The 20,958-nt window shown below is 62.9% G+C and carries 20 protein-coding genes and 1 pseudogene; 4 read left to right on the forward strand and 17 right to left on the reverse strand.

Annotated features, from left to right (window positions below; translation table 11 throughout):
• The coding region (locus HKL97_RS07400) for an ABC transporter transmembrane domain-containing protein (RefSeq protein WP_291423947.1) at positions 1–501 on the reverse strand (501 nt) is incomplete at its 3' end.
• A gap of 78 nt (positions 502–579) precedes the next feature.
• Positions 580–774 carry a hypothetical protein gene (locus HKL97_RS07405; RefSeq protein WP_291423949.1) on the reverse strand — a complete coding sequence of 65 codons (195 nt, stop codon included), beginning with the start codon at positions 772–774 and terminating at the stop codon, positions 580–582.
• A gap of 135 nt (positions 775–909) precedes the next feature.
• Between HKL97_RS07405 and HKL97_RS07410 the strand changes: the two genes are divergently transcribed.
• The 3 genes from HKL97_RS07410 (at position 910) to HKL97_RS07420 (ending at position 3,100) form a co-directional block, all read left to right on the forward strand.
• On the forward strand, positions 910–1,152 hold the full coding sequence (locus HKL97_RS07410) for a hypothetical protein (protein WP_408820823.1): 243 nt from the start codon (positions 910–912) through the stop codon (positions 1,150–1,152).
• A 66-nt stretch (positions 1,153–1,218) separates the two neighbouring features.
• Positions 1,219–1,536 (forward strand): PepSY domain-containing protein, encoded by a 318-nt coding sequence (locus HKL97_RS07415; RefSeq protein ID WP_291423951.1) that lies wholly within the window; start codon positions 1,219–1,221, stop codon positions 1,534–1,536.
• Between the two features lie 229 nt (positions 1,537–1,765).
• Complete coding sequence (locus tag HKL97_RS07420) at positions 1,766–3,100, forward strand: glycosyltransferase family 1 protein (RefSeq protein ID WP_291423953.1); 1,335 nt, start codon at positions 1,766–1,768, stop codon at positions 3,098–3,100.
• On the opposite strand, the gene HKL97_RS07425 is transcribed toward HKL97_RS07420, so the two are convergent.
• The 7 genes and pseudogenes from HKL97_RS07425 to HKL97_RS07455 all read right to left on the reverse strand — a co-directional run.
• The gene (locus HKL97_RS07425) at positions 2,995–4,218 is read right to left on the reverse strand and encodes a hypothetical protein (protein WP_291423955.1); all 1,224 of its coding nucleotides are present in this window, start codon (positions 4,216–4,218) and stop codon (positions 2,995–2,997) included. The two genes, HKL97_RS07420 and HKL97_RS07425, sit on opposite strands and share 106 nt — an antisense overlap.
• A complete protein-coding gene (locus HKL97_RS07430) occupies positions 4,208–4,906 on the reverse strand; it encodes an ABC transporter ATP-binding protein (protein WP_291423957.1) in 699 nt (232 codons plus the stop codon). The genes HKL97_RS07425 and HKL97_RS07430 overlap by 11 nt, the downstream gene beginning before the upstream one ends.
• Positions 4,903–6,492: an ABC transporter permease gene (locus tag HKL97_RS07435; RefSeq protein WP_291423959.1), complete on the reverse strand. Its 1,590-nt coding sequence runs from the start codon at positions 6,490–6,492 to the stop codon at positions 4,903–4,905. Before HKL97_RS07435 ends, HKL97_RS07430 begins: the two co-directional genes overlap by 4 nt.
• Positions 6,492–7,619: a polysaccharide biosynthesis/export family protein gene (locus tag HKL97_RS07440; protein ID WP_291423960.1), complete on the reverse strand. Its 1,128-nt coding sequence runs from the start codon at positions 7,617–7,619 to the stop codon at positions 6,492–6,494. Before HKL97_RS07440 ends, HKL97_RS07435 begins: the two co-directional genes overlap by 1 nt.
• A complete protein-coding gene (locus HKL97_RS07445; RefSeq protein WP_291423961.1) occupies positions 7,616–8,971 on the reverse strand; it encodes a hypothetical protein in 1,356 nt (451 codons plus the stop codon). The genes HKL97_RS07440 and HKL97_RS07445 overlap by 4 nt, the downstream gene beginning before the upstream one ends.
• A gap of 39 nt (positions 8,972–9,010) precedes the next feature.
• A complete protein-coding gene (locus HKL97_RS07450; protein WP_291423962.1) occupies positions 9,011–9,964 on the reverse strand; it encodes a class I SAM-dependent methyltransferase in 954 nt (317 codons plus the stop codon).
• Positions 9,965–9,977: 13 nt separating this feature from the next.
• Positions 9,978–10,304: pseudogene (locus HKL97_RS07455) on the reverse strand (cupin domain-containing protein); the annotation flags it as partial.
• Positions 10,305–10,611: 307 nt separating this feature from the next.
• On the opposite strand from HKL97_RS07455, the gene HKL97_RS07460 reads away from it, so the two are divergent.
• The gene (locus HKL97_RS07460) at positions 10,612–11,529 is read left to right on the forward strand and encodes a LysR family transcriptional regulator (protein ID WP_291423963.1); all 918 of its coding nucleotides are present in this window, start codon (positions 10,612–10,614) and stop codon (positions 11,527–11,529) included.
• On the opposite strand, the gene HKL97_RS07465 is transcribed toward HKL97_RS07460, so the two are convergent.
• The 8 genes from HKL97_RS07465 to HKL97_RS07500 all read right to left on the reverse strand — a co-directional run bounded on the left by HKL97_RS07465 (position 11,526) and on the right by HKL97_RS07500 (position 20,779).
• Positions 11,526–12,335 (reverse strand): 1,6-dihydroxycyclohexa-2,4-diene-1-carboxylate dehydrogenase, encoded by an 810-nt coding sequence (locus tag HKL97_RS07465; protein WP_291423964.1) that lies wholly within the window; start codon positions 12,333–12,335, stop codon positions 11,526–11,528. The genes HKL97_RS07460 and HKL97_RS07465 overlap by 4 nt on opposite strands.
• A complete protein-coding gene (benC, locus tag HKL97_RS07470) occupies positions 12,332–13,351 on the reverse strand; it encodes a benzoate 1,2-dioxygenase electron transfer component BenC (RefSeq protein ID WP_291423965.1) in 1,020 nt (339 codons plus the stop codon). The genes HKL97_RS07465 and benC overlap by 4 nt, the downstream gene beginning before the upstream one ends.
• A 15-nt stretch (positions 13,352–13,366) precedes the next feature.
• Positions 13,367–13,852: a benzoate 1,2-dioxygenase small subunit gene (gene benB, locus HKL97_RS07475; protein WP_291423971.1), complete on the reverse strand. Its 486-nt coding sequence runs from the start codon at positions 13,850–13,852 to the stop codon at positions 13,367–13,369.
• A gap of 6 nt (positions 13,853–13,858) precedes the next feature.
• Positions 13,859–15,226: a benzoate 1,2-dioxygenase large subunit gene (gene benA, locus HKL97_RS07480; protein ID WP_291423966.1), complete on the reverse strand. Its 1,368-nt coding sequence runs from the start codon at positions 15,224–15,226 to the stop codon at positions 13,859–13,861.
• Between the two features lie 137 nt (positions 15,227–15,363).
• Entirely contained in the window at positions 15,364–16,590 is a 1,227-nt protein-coding gene (locus tag HKL97_RS07485) for a benzoate/H(+) symporter BenE family transporter (protein ID WP_291423967.1), read from the reverse strand.
• Positions 16,591–16,694: 104 nt separating this feature from the next.
• Positions 16,695–17,645, reverse strand: a complete 951-nt coding sequence (locus tag HKL97_RS07490; protein ID WP_291423968.1) for a transporter — start codon at positions 17,643–17,645, stop codon at positions 16,695–16,697.
• A gap of 319 nt (positions 17,646–17,964) precedes the next feature.
• Positions 17,965–18,345, reverse strand: a complete 381-nt coding sequence (locus HKL97_RS07495; protein WP_291423969.1) for a 2Fe-2S iron-sulfur cluster-binding protein — start codon at positions 18,343–18,345, stop codon at positions 17,965–17,967.
• 157 nt (positions 18,346–18,502) lie between these two features.
• Entirely contained in the window at positions 18,503–20,779 is a 2,277-nt protein-coding gene (locus HKL97_RS07500; RefSeq protein ID WP_291423970.1) for an NADP-dependent malic enzyme, read from the reverse strand.
• Positions 20,780–20,958 lie beyond the last annotated feature (179 nt).

Here is a 20,958-nt window from a genome sequence, read left to right on the forward strand (position 1 = left end):
GACCAGCAGGATCAAACCACTGATCCAGTCCACCGGAAACACCAGCGCCAGAATCGCCAGCGGCACCGCCACCACCAGCGCCATCTGCGGCACATAGCGTGAAAAATAGGGCTCCAGCGCCTCCACGCCCTCGATCATCGTGCCGGCCAGATCGGCGCTGTTCTCACCCGCCGCCGCCACCGAGCCGCGCCGCAGAATATGGCCCAGCAGCTCCTGGCGCAGATATGTCTTGATCGCCCCGGCAGCCTTGAAGGCGCTCACCTCGCTCGCATAGGCAAGCCCCGCGCGCAGCACAAACAACCCCGCCAGCCCCCAAAGCAACGGCGCCACCATGCCCAGCGTCTGGTGCCGGAACGCCACGCCACTAATCACCAGCGCCAGCAACACCGCCTGCGCGATCACCAGCAGCGCCGCCGCCACGCCCAGGCCGATGCTGGCATACAGCGCGCCCCGCGTGCGCCGCCCCTCGGCCATCAAGCGGGGATCGATCCGCCCGCTCATATTGCGGACCGGCACATGCAGGCGGCGATCATCGTTCTCATGCCCCCCTCTTAACCCGAAAAAACCACCAAGGCCACGCTACGCGCCCGCGCCTGGCGGCAGTTGCAGCCCGCCGGCGGCGGCTCTCTCCGGCGCCGTGCGCAGCGCCTCCATCGTCTGGCGGGCCAGCAACGTCGCGATATTTCGGAACTGGTCATGCGAATGCGGCGAGAGCCTGCCCCAGCGATGCGCGATGCAGATATGAAACTCATCCCCCAGTTGATGAAAACTCACCAGGCAGTCCACCGGCTCCGCCCCCGTGGCCGCCGGATAACGGCTTAGGGCTTGTCAGGAAATAGCTGAATCGGGTTTTCTTGTCGGGTAGGTTGGGGATTCCTCGGTCACGGATTGGTTTTGTAGCGTGGCAAGATGATCGATACCAGTACTATCCGTGACCGGTTTTTTGCTGTTGCGCCGCATCTTGATGAGCGAGGCCGCTGCTCCTTTGCCGCCGCTGAGGCGCGGTCTGCGGGTTACGGCGGTATCGCGGCGGTTGCGCGCGCGACCGGTATCGCGCCCGCGCGATCTCCCGCACGCTGCCACATTGCCCATGCTGCCAACAAATTTTCGATCAAAAAAACTTATGACACAGTAAGCCTAAGTGTCCGCTAAGTTTATGCGCGCAGGTTCCTTGGGCGCAAAGATCTGCGTTTCCAAAGTGATAAAAGGACTTCAGCCATGAAAAAAACAAACGCCTATTTCGCTATCCTGTTCGGCATTTCAGCGGCAAGCGCCGCGGTTCCCGCTTTTGCCTATACGGGTGAGAGCCTGGCCAAAGGCGCCAAACTAACCATGCAGGATGCACAGAGCATCGCGCTAGCCGCCCAGCCTGGAACCATCGTGGACAGCGAACTGGAAAACGAGGGCGGAGGTTCAGGGCTGCGCTACTCTTTCGACATCAAGCCCGAAAGCGGCGGCGGCACGCATGAGGTTGGGGTGGATGCGCAGACCGGGAAGCTGCTTGAAAACTCGGTCGAGGGCGCCAACCCGGATTAGGGCATTCAGCTTGAACGCGCGGCGCTAATCCAAACGCATATTCTCCCGGTGCCGCAGCGGCGTGGCGGTTTCAGAAAAACTGAACCGCCACGCCCGGAGCAAACGAGACGATCCGTTAATAAAACGGTGTTTCTTCTTCTGGATACTGGATTACTTCAATAAATGTTAACCTCTCACGAACCATAATCGCGGGGTACACAAGCCAAGACACAGAGCAAAGAGATAGCGAATGACCGGACCGGAATATGGCAACCCGCGCATCCCAGAGGGTGAAATCTGGCTCGACATCTCCAGGCTTCTGTACCGTGTTTTCCGGGGCAAGATCACCGGTATCGACCGGGTGGAGATTGCCTATGCGGAGGAGCTTCTAAGAGCCGCGCCCAACCAGGCAAGGTTTGCCGCATACGATTATTGGCGCGGGTCTTTCCGGGCGATGCCGCAGGCCCGCGCGTGCGCTCTGGTGCGCGATATCGCTCCCGCCTGGCGCGCTGGGGACATGGCCGCCGTGAGCCGCCGCTCGTTGCGCGGCCTGCTGTGCAGTATCTTCACCGCGCCCGCCCTGCCCCGCTACCGTGGCGGTGCGCGGCCGACCTATATTAATGTCTCGAACCATCCGCTGCATCTGGTTGACCGCGTCGGCCAGATGACCGCCCGCACCGGCGCGCTCTTCATTCCTCTGGTGCACGATCTGATCCCCCTGGAACTGCCTGAATATGTGCCCCCTGCGTGGATTGAGCATCACCGCTCGCGGCTGAAAACCATCGCCGCCCATGCGGACGGCATAATCTCCAATTCGGAATCAACCACCCAGGCCTTGCGCCGGCATATCCCGCGGCTGCCGGTCGCCACCATTCCTCTGGGTGCCGGCACGCTCATGGCGCCCCCAGCCAGGGCGCCGGCTTCACCCTATTTTGTGATGGTCGGGACCATTGAACCACGCAAGAACCACCTGCTGCTGCTGCACATCTGGCGCCGCCTGGTGCGCGAATACAGTATCGGCGCGCCGGATCTGCATATTATCGGCCGGCGCGGCTGGGAGAATGAACAGGTGGTTGATATTCTGGAGCGCTGCAGCGGCATTGCCGGCCATGTGCATGAGCACGGCATGGTGAGCGATGGTGAACTGGCCGGTATCGTGGGTGGCGCGCGCGCGCTGCTGATGCCTTCCTTCGCGGAAGGCTACGGCCTGCCGGTTGTGGAGGCACTCGCCATGGGTGTGCCGGTGATCTGCAGCGACATCCCCGCGCACCGCGAAATCGGCAAGGGCGTGCCGGAGTTTCTGGACCCGCTGGACGGCGCCGCCTGGATGCGGATGATCCTGGAATACGCCAATCCGGCAAGTGAGATCCGGGTTGCCCAACAGACCCGGCTGGCAGGTTGGCGGGCCCCCGCCTGGAACGAACACATGGCGGCGGTGCTGGATTTTGCCGCCCGCGTGGAGCCGCGCCGCCCAGCGCTTCAGTCCATCTGGTCGCGGACGATGTTGGCAACCAGCGTCAGCAGCACCCAGGCAATGAAACCAGCCAGCACGGTCTCCGCCGTTGCCAGCCAGCGCACCGGATAAGTGGAGGCGACCGGCAAATTGGGCTGCACGAAGGTTTCCAGATAAATCGCCTTCTGCGCCGCGCTATTGCGCGCATTCTGCAGGTTCAGCAGATCGCTGGCGTAGAGCTCCTCATCAAGTTTTTCGGTCTCCACCAGAGTGTTGTAGCCGCTCAGCACACTCGCCAGCGTTTGCTTGCCACCGCCGGTACTGGCCAGCGCCGCCCCCACATGGCTGATCTCCGCCTGTGTCGCCGCGATGCGGGCGCGCAGGGTCTGCACCTGAGGTGAGGCGCCCGTCTGGCCGAGGCTGGTGAGCGATGCCAGGGTTGCCTGATCTTGCGCGAGGCGGCTGCTCAGACCTTCATCCACCGAGGAGGTTGAGGCCGCGGTCAACTCCGGGAACAGCACGCTGTAACGATTGCGGTAGCTGGCGAGGTTTGCCCCGTCGGCCAGCAGCCGGGCCTGCGCCGCATCAGCCGTTTGGCGCGCGTAGGCCAGCGAATTCTCTCGCGCCTGCAAAGACATCTGATTGACCAGCGCCTCCGAGCTGGAGAGCACCGCATTGGCCAGCGTGAGCGCGTCACGCGGGCTGAAAGCACGAACCTGAACGGTGATGACCCCTGAGCTGAGATCAAAATACGGGTGCACCATTTTTCGCCAGTAGAGCAATTTTTTCTCGGGCGGCAGGCCGGGCGTGAGGCGGCTGAGCCAGTCGGCGCGGGGGCTTGCGAAAATGCGGTCTAGCGAGAGGCCGGGCGGCAGGTCGGCCAGAATCTGGTGGCTGCCGATGTATTGCTGCACGACTTCGGAATCCTCGATCATCGCCAGCATCGGGTTTCCGCCGCCCAGTGCGGAGATGATGGAGTTGGGTCCGCTCGTCTCCGGTGCCTGCTGGCGGACCAGCAGCTTGAACTCGCTGACATACTGGCCGGTGGCGCAACCGTACTCATAACCCGCGGCGGCGATGCCGGGCAGCACGACACACGCCAGGAAGGAGATGGCCCGCATATGCGCGCGCAGGTGTTGGCGCAACGAACGCGCGCGGACAGCGCCGCCCACGGGGCGCGCGTGCCCCAGCGGGAAACTCTCGCGCAAGCGTTCCCTTCCGGCGAAACCGATCATATCTTCAGCGTCCATAACTCTCTCCTTGCCGCTCATTGCTGATGCCGCCGCCAAGCTGATATTGCCGGTGCCGCTCGATCGCGGCGTTCAAATCGTCGAAGAGTTCCAGCCGCCCCTGGTGGAGCACGGCCCCCATGTCGCACCAGGCGCGGATCGTGCCTTCGTCATGCGAGACGATCAGCACGTCCGACACGGAGGCACGCTCCTCGAAAGCTTCCAGGCATTTGCGGCGGAATCGCGCGTCGCCCACGGCGGTCACCTCGTCTATCAGGTAAAGGTCGAAGGTGATGGCGAGGCAGGCGCCGAAAGCGAGGCGCGCCATCATGCCCGAGGAATAGGTGCCCACCGGCAAGCGGAAATAGCCGCCAAGCTCCGCGAAACGCTCCACATAGTCCAGTGCGGCGGCCTCCGGCGTATCATAAATCCGCGCCAGAAAGCGGATATTTTCCCGCCCGCTGAGATGCGGATGGAACGTGCCGCCAAAGCCGAGCGGGAAGCTGACGCTGCCCGCGCGCTGGATCGAACCTTTGTCCAGCCGTTCCACCCCCGCGATGAGCCGCACCAGCGTGGATTTTCCGGCACCGTTGGCGCCGAAAATGCCGATGCTGCGCCCAGCCGGGAGGGTTAAAGTGACATCATCGAGGATGACCCGCCGCTCATGGCCGGTTTTGTGGATTTTTCGGGCGGCGCGCAGCGTGATCACAACAACGGTCTCAAGCGTTTACGCAATACCTGCGCCAGGCCCAGGCCGAGCAGCAGGCTGACCAGCACCCAGGCGGCCAGATAGGGTGCGTCAATCCAGAAGGGATGATATTGCGGATAGAAGCCGGAGCGGAAAATTTCAACGCCCTGCAGGATCGGATTCCATTCCAGAAAGCCGCGCGCATAGTCTGGCATGGAAATCGGAGAGTAATAAATCCCCGACGAAAAATACAGCAGACGAACGATGGAGGCAAAAATGGTTTCCCAGGAGTGGAAGAAATTCTGGATCACCATGTTGATTGCGCCGATGCCCATGGCGAGGCCGGCAAGCAACAGGATTGCGCCCGCGCAGGTGAACAGATGCGCCGGAACCGCACGGTAACCGGCCGCGCCGAAGGCCGCGAAAACCACCATGCCGACGACGATCTCGGTCAGCAGGTTCAACACTGTTTTCGAGGCAATAACGTCGGTGGTGCGTACATTGGGCAGCATGAGCACAGCGCCGCCGGCGGCGCGCGCGCTCATCACCTCGTTGGCGATGTGCGAGAACATCAGATACGGCAGCAACCCCGTGCAATAATATTCAAACAGGCTGGCGCCGACGGGCGGCGGTCCCTGGTTGATGAGCGCGAACATCACCCCCAAGGTCAGCAGATGCGAAATGGGCTCGAAAATGGCCCAGAGATAGCCAAGATGCGCGCGGCTGTAGCGCGTGCGCATGTCGCGCAGCACCAGCGCGTGGATGATGCGCCCGCGCGTGGCCAGAAGCTGGCGCCAGCTGCGCGGGCGCGCGCGCACCGGTTTGCGGACCCGCGCCTGGCTCCAACCCGCGAGTGTTTGCGCCAGCGCGGTATCCGCGGCCGGGAGGGTGAAGCCGATCTGTTTGGCGAGATGACTGTAATGGCGCTCGATTTCCGCATCGCCGGGAGCCAGATCGCGGGCGCGCGCCGCCTCCTGATACGCGGCGCTGAGATCGCCCAGCGCCTCATGATTGCCACTGGCGGCGCGTGCGATGCGGGCATCATGCGGAGCCAGGACGGCGGCGGCGGCAAGCTCGGCCAGCGCATCGCCGTAGCGCGCGCGCGCGGTGAGCAGCGAGGCGAGATGCAGCCTGTAATCAATGTTGCCAGGCTCGAGTTCCACAGCGTGGTGGATCGCCTCGATTGCCTTGTTTGGCTGAGCTGAACCGGACATCGCCACGGCGAGCATGTGCCAGCCCGCCGCCGTGGCCTGCCCCTGGCTGATATGGGTGATGAGGTGGGGAACTGCCGCGCCGTATTGTTGCCGCGCCAGATACAGCGAGGCCAGATGCAACCGCGCCTCCGCCGCCTCGGGCGCGAGCCCCACGGCACGGGCGGCAAGCTGCGCGGCCTCCTCCATTTGCCCCATGCCTGCCAAAAATCCGCTTAAAATCCGCAGGATGAAGAAATCATCGGGCGCCAGGGCATCCGCGGCGCGCAACAAGGCGACGGCTTCCTCCCGCTGGCCGCCAGCGAAGAGAACCTCCGCCTGTGCGCGCAGGGCGGGAAGGTTCCGCCGGTCGCGCCGCACGGCCTCCATCTCGGCGGCGAATGGCCCGCCCTCCATCAATACCCGGCACCGAAGTTACGGGGGATGCCCGCAACGCCGCTGATCCCGGAGATGGTCTGCAGCACCTTGGAGACATCAGCCACCGGCGCATCGCTGACATAGATGACATCGCCAGGACGCACCACGAAGAGATCGGCGATGAAAAAGCCTTCCGCCTGACTGAGGTTGAGCTGATAGACGGTTTGCACCGCGCCGGGCTGCCGGCGGTAGACAAACACGCCGCGCGGGGCCGCCAGATTGTCCTGCAGGCCGTAAATGTCAGCCAGCGCCTGCACCAGGGTGATGTCCGGGGAATCATAGGGGAACAGGCCGGGGTGGTTCACCGCGCCAAAAGCATAGAATTCCAGGCGGCGGGGCAGCAGCAGCACGGCATCGCCGGGCGCGATTGAAATGTCCAGCGCCGGGTTGCCGGTGATGTCGCTCAGCGCCGCCTGCGCCTGCCCGCCGCCACGGCTGACCCGCACAATGGTCTCGTAATCCGCAAGGCGCGACCCGCCCGCCAGGGCGATGAGGTCCAGCAGGCTTTGCGCGCCGGCTGTAAGCGGATAGGCGCCAGGGCGGGTTGCCTCCCCCTGCACGATGGCCGTGCCGGAGACGGCCTGCGTGTCCAGCACCGCGGCCTGGATGTTATGCCCCTGCCCCGCCAGCACGGCCATGATGGTGCGCTCCACCGAAAGCGGCGTGCGCCCGGCGACGGACAACGCGCCAACATAAGGCAGTTCCACCATACCGGTGGGATCAACCCGGAGCGAGACATTCATCCCCGGCGGCGATAGCAGCGTGGTGCCCGCCGGGTTGGGCTCCCAGAGGGTGACCTCCAAAAGATCGCCGATGCCGATGCGCCCCAGCGGCGCGGCGGGCGGCAAGGCCGCGAAGGCGCGAACGGCAGCGGCCACGCCGTCATCGCCCGATGCCTGATTGAGGCCGCGCGCCACATCCTCGGTGAGGGCAACAAAATTGTAGCCGGCGTCTCCCGCTGGGGTTTTGGCGGCGGCACCGCTGTTGATGACCGCGCCGGTGGACGGCCCCGCCTCCGGGAGCGCCGCGCAACCGGCCAGCAGGGCGCTGCCGCCCAGCGCCAGCAGCCGTAGGCAGGCGCGGCGGGTGGAACGGGCGCCGTTCATTCCGCAGCCTCTTGAAGCGTGACTTCCTGGCCCGGCGCATGCGCCGCCGCGCAACCGTTGGCCTCCAGGTAAAGCCGCGCGTTGGTTTCAGTGTTGTACACAAGCTCGGGAATGCGTCCGCTCGCCCGGCCGCGCGCGGCGATTCGCCCGGCCAGCTCCGCGTAATTGCCGATGTCAAAAAACTCGATCAGTTCCGGGTGATAACGCGCGTAAGCCCGGAAGGCGGCGGTGCGCGAGGCAATAACGCGCGTGCCCATCTCAAGGGCGATGGAAATCGGCCCGGAGCTGGACTGCCCAACCTCAATATAGGGGAACACCGCCGCGTCGCACAGCGCCATGGCGGCGGCGAACTCGGAATCGGACAAAGCGCCCATGAAATGAACCCGTGCGCGCAATGTCTCCGGGTGTTCGGCGATAAGCCGCGTCACATCCCCGCCCGGCGAAAGCGCCAGACCGCTCTCGCGCAAATGGTCCAGCGGCGTCTGGCCGATCCGCGCCGCTTGCAGGAGTTTCGCGATATAGGGGTCGATCGCCTGTTCGCGCTTGATGCCCTGCGGATGCACGCCGCCAAAAATCAGCAGATGATAATTGTCCGGTAAAAAATTCAGCGCCCGGATCGCCGTCTCGAAGCCTTTGTAGGAGGAGAGAAAGCCAAACGTGCCGACCAATTTTACGTCAGCCGGCAAGGTCTCGATCAACGAAAAATCATTGCGCCGGGTGCGCTGGCGCAAGCCCCATGCCTCGGCATGGGCGATGAAGGAGAGCGGGTGGTGGAATACGTTATTTAGCCGGAATATGTCACGCATCATCCGCATATCGCGCTTGGCGTGCACGATGACCGAAACCCGCTTGCGAGACTGCAAACGGCGCAGAAGGCCGTGGATCCCATAGCTCAGCACGCGGCTTTTGAGCGATGCGCCGATCGCCTCGAACATGGCGATGATCCTGCCTTTGCGCAGCAGCCTGCCCATCAACTCATAGGGCAGATCATCGCCGGTCAGCACCGTGTGCATGGTGACGGAAAGTGCCGGGGCAGCATTCGCCAGGATGCGGAAGCGGCGGATAATATCACGGCTGGTATGGCCCAGAGTGCCGTGTTCCAACTGGATGTTCACGCTGTCATACCCGCGCAGCGCGCGCGCTATCTCCAATATATGCTGGTCAGCCAGCCTGCGCACCCGGCGATGGGTGCTTTTGAGCAGATACTGGTCCAGATCGAAAATCTGCAAATCCACATACGGAGCGAGCTGTTTTTCAATGGCCCTGGTATATCCGGCGATGCCGCAAAGCTCATCATAAGTGCTCACAATCGCTATGCGGGGGCGGCGGTCTGCTTGTCGCTCTGCGGGCATCGGGAATTTCCTTTCGTCTGGTTCAGGCGATGCGTTTCTTCAGGCCAGAACTTCACTCAACAACGTTGCCCAAGCTTCCGGCTTTTCAGCCAGCGCCGGCGCCTGCCGCGTGCGGTAGGCGCCGTAGGAGACACCGCTTCCTTCGCTGACCTCCCCGATCACATCACAGGCCGCACACAGATAATCACGCGCTTTCGTAACCGTTTCCCAACCGATATCGTCAAGCACCAGAATGCCGTCGGGCGCCATCAGGGGCAGCCAATCCTTCACATCGGCCAATGCCTGGCCTTCCGCGTGCGAGCCATCGATATGAAGCAGGTCGAAGCGATATCCCCGCATCGCTTGAAACGCGCATCTAGCTTCATCGGAGGGCAGCTCGATCAACTTCACCACACCGGCAAGCCCGCAATCCATCACCGCGGAGATAAAACCCAGCTTGACCTTGTTTAAATCAACCTCGCGCCACCACTGGTCGTTATCCCCGCTGGTGGCCTGCTCCACCGCCACGCTGTTACTCCAGGGTTCGATGGCGTAGACCATGGCGCCCGGCCGGTTGCGCGCCGCCAAGGCCATCGGGATCAGGGATTTGCCGCCGTAGACGCCGATTTCGCCGATCCGCGTGCCGCTCATCTTCGTGACCAATTCAGCCAGCCACAACGCTTTTTGCAAAGAGCACCAGCCCTCCAACTGCGGCAGAACCGCGCGGATGCAATCCGCCAGATCGCCGCCGGGCGGAGGCGTTATGCGACCGGGCGCATCCCGCCCAGCCCTCAGCGCGTTGATTTCCGCCTCGCGCTCACGCACCACGGTTTCGCGCTCACGCACCACCGCCTCGCGCGCCCGCACAACAGCCTGAGTTTCACATATCTTCGCGTCCTGCTCAGCCAGCATGGCCTGATACATAACGGCCTGCTGTTCCAGCAATGAAGTGTAATCCTTCACCACCGCATGGTCCGCTTCGGAACCAAAAACCCGGTCCATCAAGCCGTTCATGGGCATATTCCTTTTAAGCGCGGCCATAATTATCCTCCAGGCGCACAATGTCGTCCTCGCCCAGATAAGCGCCAGCCTGCACCTCGATGATTGTGAGCGCGATCCGCCCAGGATTCTCCAGCCGGTGGACACATCCGGCGGGCAGATAGATGCTCTCATTCTCGCCTAACATGAGGGTGCTCTCATCGCGCGTCACCAGCGCCGTGCCCTCCACCACCACCCAATGCTCGCAACGGTGAAAATGCTTCTGCAACGACAACCGTTCGCCCGGCAGCACGACAATCCGCTTCACCTGAAAGCGGGCGCCATTGATGAGCCCTTCATAAAAACCCCAGGGGCGGGTATTCAACCGCGTGGCGGACGCGCCAGGGGGCTCCGGCGGCGCGGCAACACCGCAGTCAACAAGAGTGGCATCCCGGCTGAGTTGTTCAACAACGGCAAAACGATCCTTGGCATTGGTTACCATGCGCAAACCTCCAACGGTTGATAAGCGCAGTATTACCGGTAAAAGTTTAATCAACGGCTAACGGGGTGCGCCCCTGCAGGCGACGGCCACCGGACGTTAAGCATTGCCGCGCGGTGCCGGGCGAATTGCCTTCCCGCGGGCAAAGGCACAAACTCAGCGCCAGAGACCGGGAGGACCCAGCATGGAGCTACGCCATCTCCGTTATTTCGCCGCCGTTGCGCAAGAGGGAAGCTTCACCCGCGCGGCGGAGCGGCTGCATGTGGCGCAGCCCCCGCTCAGCCGGCAGATTCAGCAACTGGAGGAAGAGCTTGGCCTCGTTCTGCTCGACCGCGAAAGCCGCCCGCTGCGCACCACCGATGCCGGCAGGCTGTTTCTAGAACAGGCGGTGCAGGTGCTCGAGCGCATCGAGGGCATGAAGGTGATGATGCGGCGGCTCAAACAATCCGGGCGGCCGCGATTTGTCATCGGCTTTGCCGCGTCCACCATCTATGCGGCTTTGCCTGATCTCATCCGCCGCTTCCGCGCGGCGGCGCCGGAGGTGGAGCTGAACCTGGTGGAGATGGTCAGCCTCGAGCAGATCACCGCGCTGAAGGAGAACCGGATTGATGTCGGCTTCGGGCGGATACGCTTCGACGATCCGGCGCTGCGGCGCGATGTGCTGCGCGAGGAGCCTCTGGTGGTGGCCTTGCCGCGCGCGCACCACCTGCTGGCGCAGGAGGGCAAACTCAGCATCGCCAGCCTCGCCGGCGAGCCGCTGATCATTTATCCGCGCGAGCCGCGGCCGAGCTACGCGGATCAGGTGATCTCGCTGTTCCGCGACCGCGGGTTGGAGCCCAATGTGGTGCATGAGGCGCGCGAGCTGCAATCCGCGGTCGGGCTGGTGGCCGCCGAGGTCGGCGTCGCCATTGTGCCAGCCTCGGTGCAGCGGCTGCGGCGCGACGACATCGTCTACCGCGAGCTGGCCGAGCCGGGCATTTCCTCGCCGATTATCATGAGCCGCCGGATCGGCGACCATTCACCGCTGCTCGCCCTCATGAGCCGGGTGATCATCGAGGCGTATGCGGCCTGGGGCCAGCCCGCGCCAAAGGGGTTAGGTTAACCCAAATCCCCGCCCGCCACCGGCAGCGTGACGCCCGTGATGTAGGACGCTTCGTCCGAGGCGAGGAAGAGGATGGCTGCAACCTGCTCATCCAGCGTGCCGTAGCGCTTCATCAGGCTGGATTGCACGGTCTGGTCCACGATTGTCTGATACCAGGCCTGCTCCTGCGCCGAGGGCGGTGCGGGCGGCGCACCGGCGCTGCGCGGGATACGGCGCGGCGGCGCTTCGGTGCCGCCGGGGGCGACGGCGTTCACCCTTATGCCCTGCTCGGCATATTCCCACGCCAGGCAGGCGGTTATGGCGTTCACCCCGCCCTTGGCGGCGGCGTAGGGCACGCGGTTGAGCCCGCGCGTGGCGACTGAGGAGACGTTAACGATGCAGCCACCTCCGCCCGCCAGCAGCAGCGGCAGGGCCGCACGGCAGCCCCAGAGCGTGGGGAACAATGAGCGGCGGATTTCCGCCTCGATCTGCGCCGGCTGGTATTCGGCGTAGGGCCGGGTCCAGATGGTACCGCCGATGTTGTTGATGAGAATGCCAATGCCGCCAAACGCCGCGCGCGCGCGCTGCATCACCGCTTCAGCGCCCTCATAGCTCTCCAGATCCGCCCGCACGGCCACCGCTTGCGCGCCACCGGCCACGGCTTGGGCGCATACTTCATCCACCAGCTCGGAGCGGTCAGCCAGCACCAGGCCGGCCCCCTCGCGCGCCAGCCGCAGCGCCGCCTCGCGGCCGATGCCCTGGGCCGCGCCTGTCACCACCGCGACCTTTCCGGCAAACCGGCCGGGCCAGGCGGGAAGCGGGCTCATGCAGCCGCGCCGTGCGCGATGCTGGGAGCGAATTTCTCGTAATGGAAGCTCGCCGGGGTGATGCCGCCTTCGGTGAAATATCTGCGTACCGCCTCCACCATTGGCGGCGGCCCGCACAGATACACATCGACATCGCCGCCGTTGAGATGCGCAGGCTGGATGTAGCGGGTGACGTAGCCCTTATGCGGATACGCGGCGGACTCGCTGGCGACACAGGCCGACCATGTGAAATTTGGCAACTGCGCGGCAAATGCCTCGATCCGCTCGACCTCGACCAGATCCTCATCATTCGTCACGCCGTAGACCAGATGCACCGGATGGGCGGGCGGCTCGGCCAGCATCGCGCCGAGCATGGAAAGCAGCGGCGCCAGCCCGGTGCCGCCGGCCAGCAGCAGCACCGGGCGCTTCACCTCGCGCAGAAAGAAACTCCCCACCGGACCGGTGAAGCTCACCTTGGTGCCAGGTGCCGCCTGCTGCGTGATGAAGCTACTCATCAGCCCGCCGGGGATGTTGCGGATCAGAAATTCAGCTCTTGGCGCGCCGGGCGCGGAGCTGAAGGAGTAGGCGCGGGTCTGCCCGCTGCCCGGCACCTCGATGTTCACATACTGCCCGCTGAGAAAATTAACAGGCGCTGCCAGCCGCAACGAAAAGCTGACCGTCGTGGGAGAGAGTTTGGTCACGGATTCAATTTCCGCCTCCTGCTTGCTCACCCCGGTCTTGCAGGCCGAGGCGGGGGCGAGGACGCGCAGCACGAGATCAGAGCGCGGCTTCATCTGGCAGGTTAACACAAAGCCCTGCGCGGCCTCTTCATCGCTCAGCGCGTCCTCGATGTAGGACCCGCCTTCATAAGTGCCGGATTCACAGAACGATTTGCAGGTGCCGCAGGCGCCGTCGCGGCAATCCAGCGGAATGTTGATGCCCGCGCGGTAGGAGGCGTCGGCCACCGTATCGGTGGCCGGGCAGGTGATGAAACGGGTGACACCGTCCTCGAAGTTAAGCGCAACCTTGAATGACATGACAGAATCGCCTGGCTATATATGGTAAATATCGATGACGTGGCGGATATAGTCATTCTTCAGCACGACTTTTTTCGCCTTGATCACCGGCGCGGCGCCTGATGTATCCAGCGTATAAAACGAGGTGCCGAAGTAGGTATCCGTCGTCTTGTAGCGGTGGCTCAGCGTGAACCAGTTGAAGCGCAGCTTCACTTCTCCCCCGCCCTGCGCGATGATTTCCACATTGCTGATGTTATGCGAGGTGCGCGGCTCGGGCATCGTGGCGCTGGAGCGCTCGGTGCGGATACGGAAAATCCGGTCCTCCAGCCCGCCCCGGTTGGCATAGTAAATCAGCGAGATCTGCGTCTGTGGATCGGTGGTGATCTGGTCATCCTCGCTCCAGGCCGGCATCCAGAATTGCGCATCCGCGGCGTAGAGGGCAAGCCAGTTGTCCCAGTCCTTGTCGTCCAGGTAGCGCGCTTCGGTGTATAAAAAAGCTTGTGCCTGCTCGATGGTCATCATTTTCACTTACTCCCCCGCGCTGGAATTGGCCGGCTGCGCGCGCTCGGCGCGCAGGCTGCGCTGCATGGTCTCCACCCAGTAGTGATGCTGGGTGACGTAGAGCCCCTCGTCCTCGGTACGCACGCCGCTCATCAGCGGCTTCAGCCCGATCTCATCGGCGGCTTCGTCCGGCCCGTGAATCCAGTGCTTGGCGCCGCGGGAAATATCGTTCCACGGCGCGGCATGGCCCTGGTAGCCCTGCTGGCAGGAACGGAATTCCTCCAGATCGTCCGGCGTCGCCATGCCGCTGGCGTTGAAGAAATCCTCATACTGGCGGATGCGATGGGCGCGCGCCTGCGCATCCTCGCCCTTCGGCGCGATGCAGTAGATCGTCACCTCCGTCTTATCCACCGCGAGCGGGCGCAGCACGCGGATTTGCGAACTGAACTGGTCCATCAGATAAACATTGGGGTACAGGCACAGGTTGCGCGAGCGGCGGACCATCCAATCGGCCATGGCCTGGCCATGCTTGGCGGCCAGCTCCTCGCGGCGGTGCCAGTTCGGCCGGTCCTCCGGGTTGGCCCAATTGGTCCACAGCAGCAAATGGCCATGCTCAAAGGAATAAGACCCGCCGCCGGTCTTTGCCCAGCCGCCGGCTGACATGGCGCGGATGGTGTCGCCCTGCTCCGTCTCCTTGCGCCGCCCGGTCGTGGCCGCGTAGTTCCAGTGCGTGGCGGTGACATGATAACCATCGGCGCCGTTTTCCGCCTGCAATTTCCAGTTCCCGTCATAAACATAGGTGGAAGCGCCGGTAAGCACCTCCAGCCCCTCGGGCGATTGATCGACGATCATGTCGATAATCTTCGCGGCCTCGCCGAGATGTTCGGTAAGCGGCTTCACATCGGCGTTCACGCTGCCAAACAAAAAGCCGCGATAATTCTCAAACCGCGCAATTTTGGTGAGGTTGTGCGAGCCGTCCTTGTTGAACTGATCGGGATAATTCGCACCCTCAGGATCTTTCACCTTGAGCAGCTTGCCGGAATTATTGAAGGTCCAGCCATGGAACGGGCAGGTATAGGTGCCCTGGTTGCCGCGCTTGTGGCGGCACAGCTGGGCGCCGCGATGGCTGCAGGCGTTGATGAAGGCGTTCAGCTCGCCGGTGCGGTTGCGCGCGATGACAACAGGCTGGCGGCCGATATAAGCCGTGAAATAATCGTTGTTGTTGGGAAGCTGGCTTTCATGCGCCAGATAAATCCAGTTGCCCTCGAAGATATGGCGCATCTCGAGTTCGAAAATGTCCTTATCGGTGAACACATCGCGCAGGGAACGGAAATGCCCGGTGCTGGGATCATCCTGCAAGGCGTTGTCGAGTGTATGCTGAAGGCCGTCTAACATGGGGCATCTCCTCTTGCTGCTTTTTCTTCGAAACCGGATCGCCGTACTGGCGTGTGCATCTTGACTGCGGATTTAAAATCTCGAAATTTTATTGTCCAAGACCAATATCATGTAAGATTATACTTAAAAGGTATGGGTCAGCTCGCCGTCTGGCGCGCCCGCTTCCCCGGCGCCGCGCGGTAAGGCTTGTTGAGCACCAGATAGGCCAGCGAGCCGATGACCACGCCCCAGAACGCCGAGCCAAGGCCGAGGAAGCTCATGCCCGAGGCGGTGGCGAGAAAGGTGATCATCGAGGCTTCGCGGTGCTCTTCCTCCAGCACCGTGCCCAGCACGTTGGAGCTGATCGCACCGATGAGCGCCAGCCCGGCCAGCACGGCGATGAATTCCCTAGGCAGGGCATTGAACAAAAGCACAATGGAACCGGCAAACAAACCGCCCGCCAGATAAAACACGCCGTTGGCGATGCCCGCCACATAACGGCGGGCGGGATCTTCATGCGCGTCCTTGCCCGTACACAGGGCCGCGGTGATGGCCGCGGTGACGATGGTGATGCCGCCAAAGCAGGCCACCGCGAGCGAGGCCAGGCTGGTGAGCGCGATGATGGGCCGCGCCGGGGTGTGATAGCCCGAGACGCGCAGAACCGTCATCCCCGGCAGGTGCTGGCCGGTGAGGCTGACCATCACCAGAGGTATGGCGAGGCTGAGCGTGGAGCCCAGCGTCCATTCCGGGTGGATGAACACCGGGCGGGCGATGCGCAGGCTCACCTCGCCCAAATGCGTCTGGCCCAGCAGCACCGCCAACGCCGCGCCGCACAGCAACACCAGCACAATGGCATAGCGCGGCACCAGCTGTTTGAAAATAATGTAGGCCGCCAGCATGGATAATGCGAGGCTGGGCATGGAGCTGATGGCACGGAACGCATTGGCGCCGAACTGGAACAAAATGCCCGCCAGCATGCCGCACGCGATGCCGCGCGGGATATGGCGCGTTATCGCATCAAAACTTCCGGAAATTCCTATGAAAAACAAAATCATCGCCGCGGTGAGATAGGCGCCCACGGCCGCATTCAACGATAATGCCGGGAAAAGCGTGACCAGAAGCACCGTTCCGGGCGCGGACCATGCGGTGACAACCGGAATTTTTAACTTCCAGCTCAGCAGAATTCCTGAAACCCCGGCCCCCACCGAAATCGCCCAGACCCAGGAGGCGATCATCTCATTGGGCATACCGGCCACCTTGGCTGCCTGGAAAAAAATCACCAGCGGGCCGGAGTATGAGATCAGTACAGCAAGAAAACCTGCCGTGATGGCGGAGACGGACCAGTCCCGCCGCAAGGAATGGCCGGGGGCACTGGCTTGGCTCATGTCATCCATCTCTCAAAAACACGGCACTAAAACAAAAAACTCTTCAACGAGACCGCGGCAGATCCCGTTGAAGAATAATCATTCGCAAAAAATCTATTGATGTCTCAGAATGCGGTAAAGAGGCGCAGGTTGAAGAAATCCCCCGCGACATCGCTCTTGGTGGCGAAGGAGTGGTTCCAGTAGGCGCTAACCCCAACCCCGTTGGCGAACTCATAGCCCACAATAGGGCCAATGCTGTAATTATCGGTCAGCCTGCCCGGCACGGATATGCCATTCACGCTGACAGTATCACGGCTGAACTGATTCTCCTGCGCCCCGCCGATGCCCGCCGTCCAAGCGCCTATCGTTTTGGTTATGGTATAATCTGCCGAAAACTGCGGCGCGGTGCGATAGCTGATGCCGGCTGATTTGGTGCCGCTGATGGGAACGGCGTAATGCGTGCCCACGCTCAGGTTCCAGCCATTGTATAGCCAGCTCACGCCAAGGTCCGGCTGGAGGGTTGTGTAGGCATTGCCCGAGGGCGCGCCGCCGTTGGTGAGCGTGCCTTTGTACACATCGCCCATGGTTGAGCTGGCATCGTTGAGCAGAATCGTGAGGCCGGTACGGACGAAAAGATGATCCGGCAACGACCAGGACAGCATCCCCGGCACCAGAATCGTGTTGTAGGTCCCCCAGTTGCCGCCGCCGGTGTGGCCGAACAATTTGGTTTTGGTGAAATCAAACGGCTGCCCGATCGCCGCGGCATAATCAGCGCCGAAAATCTTGATGCCGGGAACCCAGATCACGATCGGTACTTCGACCAGCGCGCTGAGATGCCCGGGCTCCTTGGTGCCGCTACTGTTCAGGTAATTGCCGTAGGATGTCCAATAGTTATCCAACTCGCCGTACACGCCCGGCGGCGGCAGCGCGCCGGCCGGCTCGCCTTCAAACACGCCACGCAGATACGGGTCCCACAGTTCCACAGCCTTCGCCTGGCTCGCCATCAACAAAGACCCAGCCATGGACATCGCCACCGCGCCCAGCGCCGTCCGCATCTTCAATCCCCTCTTTTTCATTTCATCGCTCCCTATCTTATGTTTTTAAATATCGTTGCATTATTCCAGCAACATTTGCGCATTGCCGGGTTTATCTCCTGTCCGGCACATATTGCGCGCGGCACCGCGGCTGCAAACGCGCCGCCGGGCGTTCAGCACAGCCCCCGCCGTACTTGGCTAAAAAGAGTCAGAACCCATCAGCGAACATTCCCGATCCTCAATAGGACCGCCTTTCTGGCGGCGTTTTTTCCATACCCCGCTTCTACGCGGATGATTTTCGAGAGTCAACTTAAATTTCGATATTTTTTATTTTGTAGTTTTACCTACGAAAACCAACCGTTCAAGGATGTGAGGGCAAAGCCTCGCCGCAACACGCGGCACTTTCCGCCGTTCGCACGGCCACAGCCTCAAAGCGCAGCGTGAGATCGCTCAGCGCATAAATCGCGCAAGAGAGAACCACCCCCGCCGCCTCATCAGTCTGAGAAACATGGGCGCGGCTCATCGGGCCGGCCCGGTAGTCGCCTTGAATGATTCTGGCCCGGCAGACGCCGCAGCCGCCCCGGCGGCAGCCAACCGGCAGCTTGCGGCAAAGCCCCTTCAGCCGGCCAAAGCCCTGGGCACGTTCCAGCGCCACCAGCACGCGCTCTCCAGGGTAACATGTCGCTTCGCCAACCCCTTCAACCGTGACGGTGAACGCGGCGCTCACGGAAACAGCCATCATACCCCCTTTTGCGGAGCGCGGGCATACCCCGCCCCGGCCTTGTTGGGTTTATTATTCCCGGCGGCGGGGGGAGTCAATAATAATTTCGATATTTACAATATTTCCGTAAATTCATCGCGTGGGAAGTTCCGCGCGCCTTGGCAGCGCGCGGAGATGATCACAGCTTGCCCGCGAGTCCCGCTTCCATGGCGGCGACGGCGGAGAGGTTGGCGATGCCGCGCGCGGTCACGCTTGGCACCGCGATGTGCAGCGGCTTATTCAGCCCCAGCAGCATCGGCCCCACGGTAACCCCCTCGGCGGTGGCCTTCACCAGATTGAAGGAGATGTTGGCCGAGTCGATATTGGGGAAGATCACCAGATTGGCGGCGCCGGTCAGCGTGGAATCGGGCAGCGCCTGCGCGCGGATCTGCTCCACCAGCGCCGCGTCGCCGTGCATTTCGCCGTCAATTTCCAACTCAGGGTCCTGCGCGCGGATCAACGCCAGAGCGGCGCGCATCTTGCGGGCGGAGAGTGAGTTGGAGCCGCCGAAGTTGGAATGCGAGAGCAGCGCCACTTTCGGCTTGATTCCGAAATGATGAACCGCACGCGCGGCCAGCAGCGTCATCTCCGCCACCTCTTCAGCCGTCGGGTCCATGTTCACATGCGTGTCGCAGAAAAACAGCACGCCGCCCTGTACGATCAGCGCCGTCATCGCATACACGCGCGTCGCCCCGGCGCAGCGCGGGATGATGGGCAGCGCATATTGAAACTGCCGCCACCAGTCGCCGGTGCCGCCGCAGATCGCGGCGTCCGCCTCGCCCAGCGCCAGCAGCATGCCGGCAGCCACCGTCTGGCGCTTGCGCAAATGCCGCGCCGCCCATTCAGGCGGCACGCCGCGCCGGCCAACAAGCTTCTGGTAGTCAGCCAGCGCGCGCGCGAACAGCACCTTGTCCTGCTCGAAATCAACAATGCGGACATCCTGCCCCGGCCGCATACGCAGACCCAGGCTGGCGATTTTGGCAGCGATCACCATGCCGCGGCCAACCAGCACCGGCTGCGCCAGCTTATCATCCAGCACCGTCTGCACCGCGCGCAGGGTGCGCTCGTCCTCGCCCTCGGCATACACAATGCGCGGATGCGCCTTGCGCGCCACTTCGATAACGGGCCGCAACAACTGCCCGGAGCGGAACACGAAGCGCTCAAGCTCATGCTGATAAGCGTCGAAATCCTCAATCGGCTTGCGCGCCACGCCGGCCTCCATCGCGGCGCGGGCCACGGCGGGGGCGATGTGAAGGATCAAGCGTGGATCGAAAGGTTTTGGAATGATGTATTCCGGCCCAAAGGTCGGCGCGACGCCGCCATAGGCCGCCGCCACCGTCTCCGAGGCTTCCACCCGCGCCAGCTCCGCAATCGCCTCCACTGCCGCCAGCTTCATGCTCTCGGTAATCGCGGTTGCCCGCACATCCAGCGCGCCGCGGAAGATGAACGGAAAACACAGCACGTTGTTCACCTGGTTTGGAAAATCCGAGCGCCCCGTCGCCATGATCGCATCCGGGCGCGCCGCCATCACCAGCTCGGGCAAAATCTCCGGCTCCGGATTGGCCAGCGCCAGGATCAGCGGATTGGGCGCCAGCAACGCCAGCCACTCCTGCCGCAGCACGCGCGGCGCCGAGAGGCCGAGGAAAATATCCGCCCCGGCCAGCACCTCATGCAGTACCCGCGCATCGGTCTGCCGCGCGACGTGTTCCAGGGTCGGGTCCAGGTTCGGGCGGCCGATATAGATCACGCCCTCCTTGTCCGTCATCGTCACGTTTTGCGGATTCGCGCCCAGCGAGAGCAAAATATTCACGCAGGAGAGCGCCGCCGCGCCAGCGCCGGAGGTAACGATCTTCACCTCCTCGATCTTCTTGCCCTGCACCTTGATCGCGTTCAGCACCGCCGCGCCCACGATGATCGCGGTGCCGTGCTGATCGTCATGGAACACCGGAATGTTCATGCGCTTGCGAAGGGTCTGCTCGATATGGAAGCATTCCGGCGCCTTGATGTCCTCGAGGTTGATGCCGCCAAAAGTCGGCTCCAGCGCCGCGACGATCTCGATGAACTTATCCGGGTCCTGCTCGTTCACCTCGATGTCGAACGAATCGATTCCAGCGAATTTCTTGAACAGGACGGCCTTGCCCTCCATCACCGGCTTGCCCGCCAGCGCGCCGATGTTGCCCAGCCCCAGCACCGCCGTGCCGTTGGTGATCACGCCAACGAGATTGGCGCGCGAGGTGAGGTCAAAGGAGGTGTCCGGGTCCGCCACGATGGCGTCGCACGCGGCGGCCACCCCTGGAGAATAGGCCAGCGCGAGGTCGCGTGACGTCTCCATCCGCTTCGTCGCGGTAATCGCCAGTTTTCCCGGCCGCGGCCAACGGTGGTATTCCAGCGCGGCCTTGCGTAAATCATCATCCATGACGTTCCCCCACTTTCCTCATGTCCCTCGCCTGCATAACCAGTTTCAGGCGCCAGCCAAATGTGCCAGACAGCGGGTCTGCCATAACCGTTCAGGGGTTGAGAAGAAAGATGGTGCGGTCGAGAAGACTCGAACTTCCAAGGGGTTTCCCCCACAAGCACCTCAAGCTTGCGCGTCTA

The sequence above is a fragment of the Acidocella sp. genome (assembly GCF_013044125.1).
Classification (GTDB): Bacteria; Pseudomonadota; Alphaproteobacteria; order Acetobacterales; family Acetobacteraceae; genus Acidocella.